10 protein-coding genes are annotated in these 13,283 nt (G+C 52.6%); 6 read left to right on the forward strand and 4 right to left on the reverse strand.

The window, feature by feature from the left end; translation table 11 throughout:
* Window positions 1-33: 33 nt before the first annotated feature.
* Window positions 34-2,301, forward strand: a complete 2,268-nt coding sequence (locus tag FFS57_RS01225; RefSeq protein ID WP_171013489.1) for a TonB-dependent receptor plug domain-containing protein — start codon at window positions 34-36, stop codon at window positions 2,299-2,301.
* Window positions 2,302-2,313: 12 nt separating this feature from the next.
* Here the strand turns inward: FFS57_RS01225 and FFS57_RS01230 are convergent, their stop codons facing one another.
* Both FFS57_RS01230 and FFS57_RS01235 read right to left on the reverse strand, forming a co-directional pair.
* Window positions 2,314-4,194, reverse strand: coding sequence for an ATP-binding protein (locus tag FFS57_RS01230; protein WP_171013491.1), 1,881 nt, complete (start codon window positions 4,192-4,194; stop codon window positions 2,314-2,316).
* Complete coding sequence (locus FFS57_RS01235; protein WP_137935913.1) at window positions 4,194-4,841, reverse strand: TOL_0243 family YfiR-like periplasmic protein; 648 nt, start codon at window positions 4,839-4,841, stop codon at window positions 4,194-4,196. The genes FFS57_RS01230 and FFS57_RS01235 overlap by 1 nt, the downstream gene beginning before the upstream one ends.
* Before the next feature lie 294 nt (window positions 4,842-5,135).
* Between FFS57_RS01235 and FFS57_RS01240 the strand changes: the two genes are divergently transcribed.
* The 3 genes from FFS57_RS01240 to FFS57_RS01250 all read left to right on the forward strand — a co-directional run bounded on the left by FFS57_RS01240 (window position 5,136) and on the right by FFS57_RS01250 (window position 7,503).
* On the forward strand, window positions 5,136-6,272 hold the full coding sequence (locus tag FFS57_RS01240) for an RNA ligase RtcB family protein (protein ID WP_137935914.1): 1,137 nt from the start codon (window positions 5,136-5,138) through the stop codon (window positions 6,270-6,272).
* Window positions 6,272-6,889, forward strand: coding sequence for a peptide chain release factor H (gene prfH, locus FFS57_RS01245; protein WP_137935915.1), 618 nt, complete (start codon window positions 6,272-6,274; stop codon window positions 6,887-6,889). The genes FFS57_RS01240 and prfH overlap by 1 nt, the downstream gene beginning before the upstream one ends.
* Before the next feature lie 110 nt (window positions 6,890-6,999).
* A complete protein-coding gene (locus FFS57_RS01250) occupies window positions 7,000-7,503 on the forward strand; it encodes a cupin domain-containing protein (protein ID WP_137935916.1) in 504 nt (167 codons plus the stop codon).
* A gap of 61 nt (window positions 7,504-7,564) precedes the next feature.
* Here the strand turns inward: FFS57_RS01250 and selD are convergent, their stop codons facing one another.
* Window positions 7,565-8,605 carry a selenide, water dikinase SelD gene (gene selD / locus FFS57_RS01255; protein WP_137935917.1) on the reverse strand — a complete coding sequence of 347 codons (1,041 nt, stop codon included), beginning with the start codon at window positions 8,603-8,605 and terminating at the stop codon, window positions 7,565-7,567.
* 72 nt (window positions 8,606-8,677) lie between these two features.
* On the opposite strand from selD, the gene mnmH reads away from it, so the two are divergent.
* Complete coding sequence (mnmH, locus tag FFS57_RS01260) at window positions 8,678-9,736, forward strand: tRNA 2-selenouridine(34) synthase MnmH (RefSeq protein WP_137935918.1); 1,059 nt, start codon at window positions 8,678-8,680, stop codon at window positions 9,734-9,736.
* 35 nt (window positions 9,737-9,771) lie between these two features.
* Here the strand turns inward: mnmH and FFS57_RS01265 are convergent, their stop codons facing one another.
* Window positions 9,772-11,688, reverse strand: a complete 1,917-nt coding sequence (locus FFS57_RS01265; protein WP_137935919.1) for a lipoxygenase family protein — start codon at window positions 11,686-11,688, stop codon at window positions 9,772-9,774.
* 692 nt (window positions 11,689-12,380) lie between these two features.
* Here FFS57_RS01265 and FFS57_RS01270 point away from each other — a divergent pair.
* On the forward strand, window positions 12,381-13,214 hold the full coding sequence (locus tag FFS57_RS01270) for a class I SAM-dependent methyltransferase (protein WP_137935920.1): 834 nt from the start codon (window positions 12,381-12,383) through the stop codon (window positions 13,212-13,214).
* Window positions 13,215-13,283 lie beyond the last annotated feature (69 nt).

Here is a 13,283-nt window from a genome sequence, read left to right on the forward strand (position 1 = left end):
CAAGCAAGTGACCGGGATATGAAGGAGGTTGCCATGTTGCAAGACCTCGCCTGGGTTGCTACCGGTCCATCGGCAAATTGTTGCCATTGGACTGGCGCGATCAATCGCATTGAATTCCACCTGCTTCTCTTCGCCTGCCTGCTCATGCCTGCCCATTTTGCTACTGCAAGCACCAGCGGTGCTACGTTGGATCTGGATCTCGACGCACTACGACAGGTGGTGGTGACGACGGCCTCTCGTGAACAGGAATCACTGCTGAAGGCACCAGGTACCGTAGTGGTGATCAGCAGGCAGCATATCCGGGAGCGAGGCTACTTCACGTTGCAGGACATATTGCAGGATTTACCAGGTATCGACCTACACAAATATGCGGATACAGATACCTACAACCGCATTGCGATTCGAGGTATCTACGGTAACAATAAATTTATCATCCTGCAGAATGGCGTGCGCATCAGTTCGCCAACTGGTGAGCCAATTCCGGTTCAATTCAATTTTCCACTGCATGGTATCAAGCAGGTAGAAATCGTCTATGGCCCGGCATCGGCGTTGTATGGGGCGGATGCTTTTACTGGCGTAATCAATCTGATTACTGAGGTGCCAACCCAAGAGCAAAGCCTGCGTGTGGGTGGCGCGGCGGGTGACGCCCGTTTTCGCTATGGCTATCTGACTGGCACCAGCCGGTTTACTGATGATCTCGCACTGACGTTTGGTCTCAGCGCGCAACGTAGTGATAATCCCAATCTTGCTGCGGCCAACCCGGCGCAGTTTCAGTTGGCGGACTTGAAAATTGGCAACAATACGGTGGTCCCAGCCAATCAACGTAGCTACTGGGCACCGTCAGCAGGCCGTAATGCGTATCTGCGACTGGCACTTGGCCAGGAGTTTGCACTGGGGCTGGTTCACAGCTACTTTCGCCATCCGACGTCGACCGTGGAGCTGCCCGATCATACCAACTACAATGCCCACCCCGCCCTTGGGACCACGCTCAATACAGCCTATGGCGCTTGGCAACGCGGATTGGGGGAGCGCTATCGGATGGAAATCCAAAGCAATTTCTCGCAGTATGAGCTTGATCCGGATAGCGCCTACGCCAATTCCTTTGTTAATTATCAAAGTGGATACAAGTATGCCCGTGGCGACAAAGGCGAGATTGAAGGGCGGCTGACTTATCAGGCCGGTGATGTGCATCAGCTTACTGGTGGCGTGCTGTTTCAGCGATTTTATTCATTGCCTAAAACGGCAGACCTAGAGCGTCCCTATGATCGTGGCAAAGGGGCAAATGACCAGAACCTGTTTTATCTTGGTACCGACCAGACACTGCCGGTACGTGTTTTCGAGCTTCGTTACCGCAATATTGGTATCTACCTGCAGGATCGAATGCGGTGGAATGCTCGCTTGATCTCGACCTTGGGCATCCGCTACGACCGCAGCTCAACCTATGGCGGCAGTGTCAATCCACGCCTGTCACTGGTCTACCAAGCTTCAGCCGATACAACGTGGAAACTGCTATATGGCACGGCATTTCTCGCCCCTGCACCGTTCTTCACGCACCAACATTTCGGCGCATTTTCTGGCAACAAGGATGCCCAAGGTCGTTATACGGCCAACTACTTCTACGTTCCGAATCCAGACCTGAAACCAGAGCGCATGCGAACGCTGGAAATGCATTTGAACCATGCATTCAGTCGACAATTCAAAATGGATCTCACGCTCTATTATTTGAGGGCAGAGAGGTTATTTGGTGGCGGATTGTTGAGCAGCACACCGCAATCCGATTTTATCCCGGGCGGCTACATTCAACTGACACAAACAACGGACAACATCGGGACGGCCAAAGCGCGTGGTTTGGATGTTTCGCTGACCTATGAAACGTTGTTGCCAACTGGCCGACTCAAGGTCTGGGGCGTGTATTCTGCCGTCAGTGGTGGATTACATGACACTACCCGCAGTACCGAGGTCGATTTGCCCTACGCTGCGCGGCAGAAAGCGCGCATTGGGCTCACATATCACCATGCCGGCCAGTGGTTCGTCACACCGTCGCTGTCCTGCAGCAGCAGGGTGCCGGTGGACAATACCAATACCCGCCTGCTCGGGCAACCAGATAAGTTTTCTCCCGGTTATGCTATTGCCCATCTTTTCGCTGGCATGGATATCACTGACCAGGCCAGGTTATTTCTCAAGATCGATAATCTGTTCGACCGGCGTTATTACAATCCAGGCGTCGCCGTCGACGTCAACTTCTCGGCATCGCCACAAGCGCCACGTACTGTATTTGCCGGTCTGGAATGGGGGTTCTGAGTGTCATGCTGGTCAGTTGGCTGCATCGTGCCAGCCTGCTTCAGGCTCCAGGTTGATTTGTTTCTGTGCACCCCCTTTTGATGGGAGTGTGAAATAGAATGTTGCTCCGGACCCCGGCGCGGACTTCGCCCAGATGTTTCCATGATGGCGCTGAATGATGCGTTGGACCGTGGCCAGTCCGATACCAGTGCCTTCAAACTCGCTGTCCGAGTGCAATCGTCGAAACGGGGAAAAAAGCTTGTCGGCAAATTTCATGTCGAAGCCAACGCCATTGTCACGCACGAAATAGCAATCTGTGCCCTCTTGTTCATCGCGGCCAAATTCGATCAGAGCTGATGGTTGTTGACTGGAATACTTCCAGGCATTCTCAAACAGATTCTGCAATACCTGACGTATCAAACCGCAATCGGCATCTACTTCGATAGCGGGTGTGATCACAAAGCGCACATTGCGCCAGGGTGCACGGCCCCGCAGTTCATCGGCGACCTCCTGAGCGATGGTGCTGAGGTTGACCCGTGTCAGCCTGGGTTCGGCTCGCACCGTTTGTGACAACATCAGCAGGTCTTCGATCATTTGCTCCATTCGAGTGGCAGCCTTGTGCTGGCGCTCCAGCAACTGACGACCGGCATCGTTGAGCTCGTCGCTATAGTCTTCAAGCAATATTGTGCCAAAGCCGGAAATGGCCCGTAATGGGGCGCGCAAGTCATGCGAGACCGTATAACTGAAGGTTTCCAACTCGTGGTTGGCCGCGGCAAGGTCTCGAGTCCGCGCATCGACCAATTCTTCCAGATGGTCGCGATAATGCATCAGTTCATCCTCGGCTCGCTTGCGATCTGTGATGTCGGTCAAGATACCGCACACGGCGTACTGCTGCCCCCTATCGTCGATCAACGGAAATTTGACTGATATATAAGCATGGTAGCCGTCGTCCTTTTTTAGCACTTCCTCGATTTCCAGTGGTGTGCGGGCTTCGATCACCTTGAGATCAATATCCCGGAAGGCCTGTGCCTGCTCTGCCGGAAAGATGTCGAAATCCGTCCGCTGCAACACCTCTGCCTTTGAATGTTGGAAGAGCTGTTCAAATCGGTGATTCACGAAAGCATAACGTCCGTCCAGATGCTTGACATAAATCACAGCCGGCGCATTGTCGATAATCGCCTGCAATAGCACCTGGCTCTCCTTCAGGGCCTTTTCCCGCAACTCAATTGTACTCAGCATGGTGTTGAAGGCCGTACTCAATAGCCCGACTTCATCTTTGCCCAGTACTTGTGCCCGCAACTGATACTGCTGGTGTTCGGTGACAGCGGCAGTCAGGTTGGCCAACTGGACAATCGGATCGGAAACCAGTCGCCGCAAGGTTTTGAGTGAAAATAGCGCGCCCAGGGCCAATGTTGACAGAATTAGCAGTAGCAGGACGCCATAGGGTAGCAATCGAATGTGCAACGGGGGCATGGTGTAGCGCAAATAGAGATAGCCCGCCGTTTCGCCGGAAAATATCACTGGACGTAACAGGGTCAAGTCATTGTCGTCAAAACGATGATTCGGTGTGGTGAACTCCTTGGGCCAACTACATGGTTTCCCTTGGCGATTGGCAAAGCCCGCGAATGGCTGGCGATTGCGTTTGTACAGGCAAGCTGCACTGATTTCCGGCAGCTTTTTCAATACCGCCAGGTTTTCCATTGCTGATTGCGTATCTTCAAAATTGAGCGCCGCGTGGAGATTGAGTGCGACCAATTCGGCTTTGGACAACAGATCCTTCAATACTCGATTGTGGACGGTAGTCAGCTCGTAACTCAGCATGGCCGCCACAGCCAGCAGAAAAGCAGCACTACTGGCAAATAGGATCGCCAGGGCGATTTTCTTCGACACCGGTGCATCATGCAGGCTCGCCATCATTCCCTCCGCACATTCGAAGGCTGTACGTTGGCCGATAGGCTGAGCATGCGGGAACTGATCTTGAGGCCGGCCCGGCTGGCAGCGGTCAGATTGACCTCAAAACGCATGATGTTGTCGCTCATCGCCAGGCGGATGATGCCGCCGTCTTGTAGAAAGTGGCTGGACTCGCCCACTGTCAGGACATGCTGGTCGCGCAAGCTATCGAGTAGTTGTGCTTGAACCGGCTCTTCTTCCTGTCCAACAAATACCAAGTGACATGCTTTAAGCCGGCCTAGCTCGTGAATGCGCTGCACCACCAGGTTGTGTTCGCCAGCCACCCGCCCCCAAAATGCTTTGGCAAGCCACGACCCGAATGGCTGATTGCCGAACACACAGATGACCATCGGTGCTTTCTGATCTGCAAAAGCGGTGCTAGGCCACGAAACATAACGGGAAAAATTGAGTAGATAAGCTGCCTTGACATCGTAGTCCGGCATTGCATCTGCGCTGGCCGTCGATCTTGCAAACAGCGCCAGGCAAAGACAGGTGATCACCTGGCGTAAGCTCGACTGGGCACCGGGCGGCCAGCGACCACGACGATTCTGGCGTCCGAGGAACAAGGCGAGACCGAGGAAGCGGCCAAACGCTGTAGGAAGATCCATCATACTTTACATAGTACGAAGCGACTCATGGAAAAGAAAAGGAAATCGGAACGGCGCTGACGAATCGTACGGTAGTAAACACCCTGGGTTGCACACAGGCTGGTTTCTGTTTTACGATGTGTGCTCTTATTCATTCTCACATACTTGCAAGGAGGTCGCACCATGACACATCACCGCACCCTTTGCAGGTCTCGTCAGGCTTAATTCCCTTTTCGTCGCACTGGGTGCGGCGGACATTGTTCTGCCCTGGTTACGACCTGCCAATTCGTTCCTTATTAGATTTTTTTGGATTGGTATATGGGCAATTCCATACAGCATTTGGCTGACGGCGTGTCATTGATCGCCTCGGCAAACACTTGGATCGAGGGCAATGCGATCCAGCAACTTCACACCACCGCCAAACTGGCGGGTATGCAACAAGTCGTCGGCATGCCGGATTTGCATCCAGGGCGCGGTTATCCGGTCGGCGCGGCGTTTTTCTCGGTTGGGCGTTTTTACCCAGCCTTGATTGGTAACGATATTGGCTGCGGCATGAGCTTGTGGCGTACCTCGCTGGATAAGTCCAAGTTGGCGGCGGACAAACTGGAAAAGCGGTTGGGTAATATTGACGGGCCACTGGATGACACCTGGCAAGATGTTGTTGCATCGCTAGCCGTGCCGGAAACGGGTTTTGAAGCATCATTGGGCACGATTGGCGGTGGCAACCACTTTGCCGAGATCCAGCAGGTCGATGACATCCATGATCAGGCAGCCCTGCAGACATTGGGGATCGACAAGCGTCAGCTGCTGTTGCTGGTGCACAGTGGCTCGCGTGGCTTGGGGCAACAGATTCTGCGTCGGCATGTCGATCAGTTCAGCCATGGTGGTTTGCAACAAGGCGCGGCAGAGGCTGCCGATTATCTTGAACAACATGAGGCGGCCCTGTTGTTTGCTTGGGCCAATCGGCGACTGATCGGCCTACGCATGTTGGATCGCCTGCGTGGTGACGGCGATGTGGTATTGGATGTTCATCATAATCTATTGGCGCCAATTACCCTTGGCGACCAAACTGGTTGGTTACATCGCAAGGGGGCAACCCCATCGGATGCTGGGGTGGTAGTGATTCCCGGCTCTCGTGGGGACTACAGTTATCTGGTGCGGCCTGTACCGGCTGAAGTCAGTCTGTATTCGCTGGCACATGGTGCTGGCCGCAAATGGATGCGCAGTGAGTGCAAGGATCGACTATCGGCGCGTTATACCGTTGCACAACTGGCCAAAACCCAATTGGGCAGCCGCGTGGTTTGCAATGATCGACAACTGATTTTTGAAGAGGCACCTCAAGCTTACAAGGCCATCGATACGGTGATCGAATCCCTGCAGCAAGCTAGGTTGATCGACGTGATCGCACGCTTGAAACCGGTATTGACTTACAAGACCTACGGGGAGTGCTGCTGATGAATCTGCTGCAACTCTCCGCGTCACAAGGGCCGGTGGAATGCGCGTTGGCCGTGGCCAAGGCATTACACCGTATTGCATTTGAAGCTAAGCAGGCTGGTGTCGCTGTTGACATCATCGAGCATGTGACCGGGCCGAAGCTAGGTACTTTTCGATCAGTGTTGCTGGCACTGGATGGGGCAGGGGCAGATCAGTTGGCCAATCGCTGGTGCGGTACGGTGCAATGGGTCTGTCAAAGTCCTTATCGACCTAATCATGGACGGAAAAACTGGTTTATCGGTGTGGCACTGTTTTCCGAGCAGGCTGTGGAACAGATGGGCGAGATCCGTTTTGAAGCCTGTCGTGCTTCTGGCCCAGGCGGACAGCATGTCAACAAGACCGATTCAGCCATACGTGCGACGCATCTTGCCAGTGGCATCAGCGTCAAAGTGCAGACGCAGCGCAGTCAGCACGCCAACAAACGGCTGGCTGTATTGTTGATTGAGCAGAAGTTGGCTGATCTGGCGGCACAGAACGAAGGGGTTCGGCGCGCTGAGCGGCGCATGTTCCACCATGGCGTGGAGCGGGGCAACGCCAGTTTGGTATTCCGTGGTGAACGGTTTGAACCGGCCACTTGAAGCATAAGAAACGTTGGGGCCGATTGGCCCCTTTTTTGGCATGTAACTATAATTTACTGTGATTAAATTCAGCTTTATGATGGCCGTTCCATCAACACAAGAGGACTGACATGGAAGACAAAGCCAATGACTTGGCCAAGCTGTTGATCCGTAATTTCAATGATGCCAGCTTGGAGAAATTTGTCCGTGAACCATTGTATGAGGTTGATTCCGCACGACTGGCCGATGGGACAGCGGCCAGGAAGATGGGGATATCGATCGATATCCTTCCACCGGGCAAGCGTTGCTGTCCTTATCATTTTCATCATGCTCAGGAGGAAATGTTCATTGTGCTGGAGGGCAGTGGTACGTTGCGGGTGGCGGGCGAGATGCTGCCGATTCGCAGTGGTGATGTGATGTTCATTCCGGCCGGGCCGGCCTATCCACATCAGATCATCAACACGTCAGATGCGCCGTTGAAATACCTGTCGCTGAGCACCAAGGAATTACCGGAGATATGTGAATATCCGGATTCTGGCAAATACTTGGCGGTTGCGGCAATTGGCGAAGGAAAGTACTTTCGAGCCTCGCAACGAGGTGATGCCAGCCTGGATTACTGGGAAGGCGAACCCTGAGCCGGTATTCCGAGTGAAGGATGGGAAGGTGGGGGCTTTCAGCGCCTTCCCGTCATCATGCTCATTGAACTGAAATGCCTGGCTGACCTGCCTGTAATGTACCAATCACGCTGGCTTGAGCAAATCCGGCGGCATGAAACTCGGCCAGTACGTTTTCCGCTGAATCTGGCACAACACTGACCAGCAACCCGCCGCTGGTCTGAGCATCGGCCATCATCCGTTGCAACCATTCTGGTACCTGTTCTGCAACATAGATTGAATCACCGTAGCTGGCCAGATTACGGGCGATGGCGCCAGGGCCGATACCCTGCTGTGCCAGTGGTACGGCGGCCGACAACAGCGGTAGCTGATCTGCGACAATGCGTGCACTCAAGTTTGAGCCTCGGCAGACCTCCAGCAAATGGCCCAATAGTCCAAATCCGGTGACATCGGTGATGGCGCGCACAGCGGGGTTGTCAGCCAATATGCTGCCAATGCGGTTAAGCTGAGTGGTGGTATCGATCAGTTGCTGATAGCCGGTCGCGTCTAATTTATCCTGCTTCATCGCGCTGCCAAGAATGCCGATTCCCAGCGGCTTGCCCAGAATCAGCACGTCACCTGCCTGTGCAGCACTGTTGCGGCGGATCTTATCCGGGTGGACCAACCCAAGTGCTACCAATCCGTAGATGGGTTCGGGTGCATCGATGGAATGGCCGCCCGCCAGCGGGATGCCCGTGGCTGCACAGACACTGGCGCCGCCTTCCATGATTTTTTGGATCACTGTCAATGGCAAGGTATTGATTGGCATGCCAACAATGGCCAGCGCCATGATCGGCGTGCCCCCCATGGCATAGATATCGGAAATGGCATTGGTGGCGGCAATGCGGCCGAAATCGAATGGGTCATCGACAATCGGCATGAAGAAATCGGTGGTGGCGACCAATGCCTGTTGGTCATTCAGCTTGTACACTGCTGCATCGTCACTGGTCTCGGTCCCTACCAGCAGGTTGGGAAACAGTTGCGCCTGTGGCAAGGTCCGCAGCATCTCGGCCAGCATAGCCGGGGCAATTTTGCAGCCACAGCCGCCACCGTGGGATAATTGGGTCAGCCGAATGGCTTCCATAAGTTGTTCCTCAATTAACATTGATGACGTCATTATCCCTCAGAGGCCACCTTGAACAAGCATTCTCCTAACATGCTCGCTACGCTGGTCGATCTGCACGGCTTTGATACGCTCATCGATGTACGAACTCCGTTGGAGTTTGCCGAAGATCACCTGCCCGGCGCCATCAATGCGCCTGTGTTGAGCAATGAGGAACGCGTCACCATCGGCACTCTGTACAAACAGGTATCCCCATTTGAGGCAACCAAGTTGGGGGCGGCGATGGTGGCGAAGAATATTGCCCATCACCTGGAACGCCAGTTTGCCGATCGGCCCATCAACTGGAAGCCGCTGATCTATTGTTGGCGTGGTGGCAAGCGTTCTGGTTCGATGACAGCCTGGTTCCGATTGATCGGCTGGAAAGCCTGTCAGTTGGAAGGCGGTTATAAAAGCTGGCGGCATCATGTGTTGGCAGAATTGTTGCGTTTACCTGCATTGTTTCGTTTTGTGGTGCTGGGTGGCCTGACCGGCAGCGGTAAAACCCGCTTGTTACATGCTTTGGCTGCCAGCGGTGCGCAAGTGCTTGACCTGGAGCAACTGGCCGTACATCGCGGCTCCGTGCTGGGGCAGTGGCCTGGGCGGGCGCAGCCTAGTCAGAAATGGTTTGATACCCAGTTGGTACAAACACTGTCCCGGTTTGATCCTGCCAAGCCTGTATTCGTGGAGGCGGAAAACAAGCGGATTGGATTGGTGCAACTGCCTGATAGCCTGATGCTGGCCTTGCAGCAAGCCGATTGTGTACAAGTGGAGACCGCACTGACTGACCGGGTGGCCTTGTTATGTGAAGACTATGCCAGCCTGTTTGATCAGCCCGATGCGTTCAAACGGCAATTGACACGCTTGACCGAACTGGTTGGACACAAACAGGTGGCTGCATGGCAAGGTATGGTGGATCATCGTGAAATGACGGTGCTGTTTCAAGCTTTGATCGAGCAACATTATGACCCTGGCTATCGCCGTAGTATAGGTCGTCTTTATCCGCGCATGGCGCAAGCGCCGGTATTTCATTTTTCACCACAGGCCAGTTCGCTTCCAGACAGCGCACAACGATTCTTATACGAACTGGCCGCACCGGCCGCCTCGGTCAGGTAAGGCGATGACGCGTCATGCGTCATCGCCAGAACCCGTTAGATGTTGATGCTTGGCGGAATCAGGCTGGGCAGCAAGAAGGTATAAGGCTGGCTGCGGGCTCGGTTACGAGCCTGGATGGTTTCCTCCGCACTTTTGAGATCCAACTGGAATTGCTCCAACGGCCCGCTTGGTTGAATGATTCGAGGGTCTTGAAACCAGGGGAGATAGGGGAAATCATTGCTAACATATTGTCCCAGGCGGCGATAATGTACAGATCCCAGCAAGAACAAGGTATTCAATTGCTGTTGTGCGGCAGTCAACGGGGGCAACATCTTCAGCCAACTGTCTTCGCTCGTCTGTGAAGTTTGGGTGGTAGTCGGTTCCCAGCCGGCGCCTGAAATGGCTGGGGCATAGACCATGTCGGGCTTCTGTGGGAAGTTCACGGCAGCATGTTGTGCACTGGCTGTGAAGATGATCATGGTGATCAAGTCAGCCAGCTGGCTGCGAGTCTGCAACTGCCCTACGCCTTTCAATTGGCCATTACTACTCAAGTCAGCAGCCCATGCAGCCAATTCGGTGTCTTCCACGACATTCGTATCGTTCAGGTAATACACGGCCAAGTAACTGTTTGCCCATTGATTGATGGCTTGCCAGACCAGCAGGCCATCATCGCGGTAGGGATAGTCGGGCAGGTTGGCCACATTATCCACCCGCCGAGTTTGTAATTCATTCGGCAGACGATTGGCGGTCATGTCAAAGGCTAGTCGGTCCGTGCCGGCCGCCTGTTGGGTTGCACCAATGGTGGCGCCAAAAATGTCATCAATCGGACCACCAGGGGCAATCAAGCTGTTGGCGGCACTGTTGTTGATAAAGAGTGACCCTTCAAAATGGGGTAACAACAACACATTCACTGGGTGAGTCATGGCCAGATTGCGATGTGTGGCCACACAACAGGCCTCCATTACCAAGTGTGTGCGGGCCAAGTGCACAAACAGCTCATGATAGTTACCTTCAGCGACCTGTACGGCGCTTTTGGCCATTTCCCAAGACCAATATGTGGCGGTTTGGTTGGGTGGCGCGGGCAGGAAGATCGGGAACTGGTTTGGATCCTGCCCGCACTGAATGGCGACGGGTTTCAGTGCGCTTCGATCTTTCGGTAAGGCAAACAATGCAATGGGTGCGTAGACATACTTTGGTGTCCCCTGATTGTTGCCGGGATTGGCCACCAGCGAATCCAGTTCCTGATAGTCCAGCAGATACAGCCGGTGTGTCGCTGCTGCATCAGTCAGGCTGTCGTCACTGCCCATCACTTGCTTGAACTGGGTATCGCTCAGTGGGAATTTGGCCGGCAGATTGGTAATGCCCGTTAATAGCATGGGGTTGGGCCCTGCTACACGCAGCCCGGCAAACGTGTCATCTTGTAGGAACGTATTGGCGAGTTCAGGTAACGGGATGGTTTTGAACAGTGATTGGTAATCGGCCAGACTTCCGACGGGTTTTGTCGCATCCTGCAGTTTGGCGACGATATCCTGCAATTCAGTAGCGACTTGTCTCAATGTACCGATGTGTTGGGTCAGAAACGCCGCCAGTGTTGCGCCAGCAGCGATCAGACTAGTTTGTCTGGTTGTGGCATCGAATGTATTGTGCACATCGGTGACCAAACTCCTTAATTCACCCAGACGTTGTTTGATTCCGCCCAGTGTCATGTCATTGGGTTGCAAGCCCAACGTGGCTGCCAGTTGATTCTCGGCGACCTGTAGCCCGACTTCTACCACCATGATCCACCAGGCCAGTGTTGGCGTATCTGACGTTGGCACTTCCGCAGCCATCGGGACACCTTCAACATTCGGCATGGTCGTGGTCCAGCGGTAGGTCATTTGTGCGGTTGCCAATTGCTGTTTGCGGGCTATGGCTTGGCTGGCTGTATCCTGTTGTGGCAGGGTGGGGTGCTTGCGTGGAAATAGCTCAAACATGGTGTGTCTCCTGATGAGGATGAGTTAAAACAGCATGTCAAGATGTTTACGGATCGAATTCGGAAAGGGGACGTTGTAACGGGATACAGATTGAGTCAGGCTGGTGATCGCATGGAATGAAACGTCATCGCAACCGCATCATGCGGATGTGGCTTACCAACGGCTTGAATTGGGCGGACATGATGTCCTCTTGAACGGGTGAGTGATATGGATGGGAAATGAACTGGTATGGCGATGTATTTATCTATAGTCATCACTTATTTTAATTACAAGCGTATTGTATTGTTTGTTTTATATGCAACATTTGGAATGTTAAATGTTTCGAATTGATTTAATTTTGACTTTAATATTCGATGTGGCTTGAGTTTGTCCCGTATCAAACAGTTAGCATCATGTTTGAAAATATTGATGATTGTCTTGTCGCTTGCAATAGTCTCTTGATTTTGAAAAGTAGATTGGTAGTCAGGGCTGTTTGGATAAGTGTTTTATCCTGGATGGTTATGTAGACTCAAAACGTTACGCTTTACTCACTCTCCGGGCAACGAAGCAGTATCTATGATGCTAAATATTAGCACTGGTTTAAATTCAAATAAATCAATAATATTGACCAGCTGGACAAATAGAGGTCATTATTGAGAAGGATGTATTCATGATGAATGAAAATTTGAAGCCTTAAAGAAAAGGGGGAAGGCATGAGCGCACAGCATGCTGCGGAAATTCATACAGGCAGTCGATTTTCCTTTGGAGAAAATTGGTCTCGATTTCTAGAGTTGCTTGATGACAGGCGAATTTGTCAAGCTGAGCGCTCGTTATGTGACATGTTAAAAGTCGAGAATCTGAATGGTAAACGATTTATAGATGTTGGCTCTGGAAGTGGCTTGTTTAGCTTGGCAGCAAGAAGGCTTGGAGCGACTGTTCACTCTTTTGATTATGATCCTAAATCAGTAGCATGCACTCGTGAGTTGAAAAACCGATATTTTCCAAGTGATCCACATTGGCAGATTAATGAAGGTTCAGTGCTGGATGATAAGTTCATTTCCGAGTTAGGAAATTTTGATGTCGTATACTCGTGGGGGGTACTCCATCATACAGGAAATATGCTCAAAGCACTGAATAACACTTCAAGTCTCGTATCTGAAGATGGAAAGCTATTCATTGCCATTTACAATAATCAAGGTCGTGCAAGCAAAATCTGGCTGCAGATTAAGAAAGCTTACAATCAATTGCCATCTGGTTTTCGCTGGCTGGTACTATGGCCTGCAATGATCCGGCTTTGGGGGCCAACAACCATACGCGATTTAGTTTTGAGAAGGCCTTTTCATACATGGCGACACTACAGTGAAGAAAGTTTACGTGGTATGTCGCCATGGAGGGATGTAGTGGATTGGGTTGGAGGCCTTCCTTTTGAGACGGCGACACCGGAGCAAATATTCTACTTCTACAGTGAGAAGGGGTTTGCCCTTAAAGAGATGAAAACATGTGCAGGGGGGCATGGTTGTAATGAATTTGTTTTTCAGCGAATGTAGACAATGTAGCTGGGAATACTGCCTACTGCATTAAGAGCCGCTAACAAAACCCTTCTGGTGTTGTTGTGC

The organism is Chitinivorax sp. B (assembly GCF_005503445.1).
Lineage (GTDB): Bacteria > Pseudomonadota > Gammaproteobacteria > Burkholderiales > SCOH01 > Chitinivorax.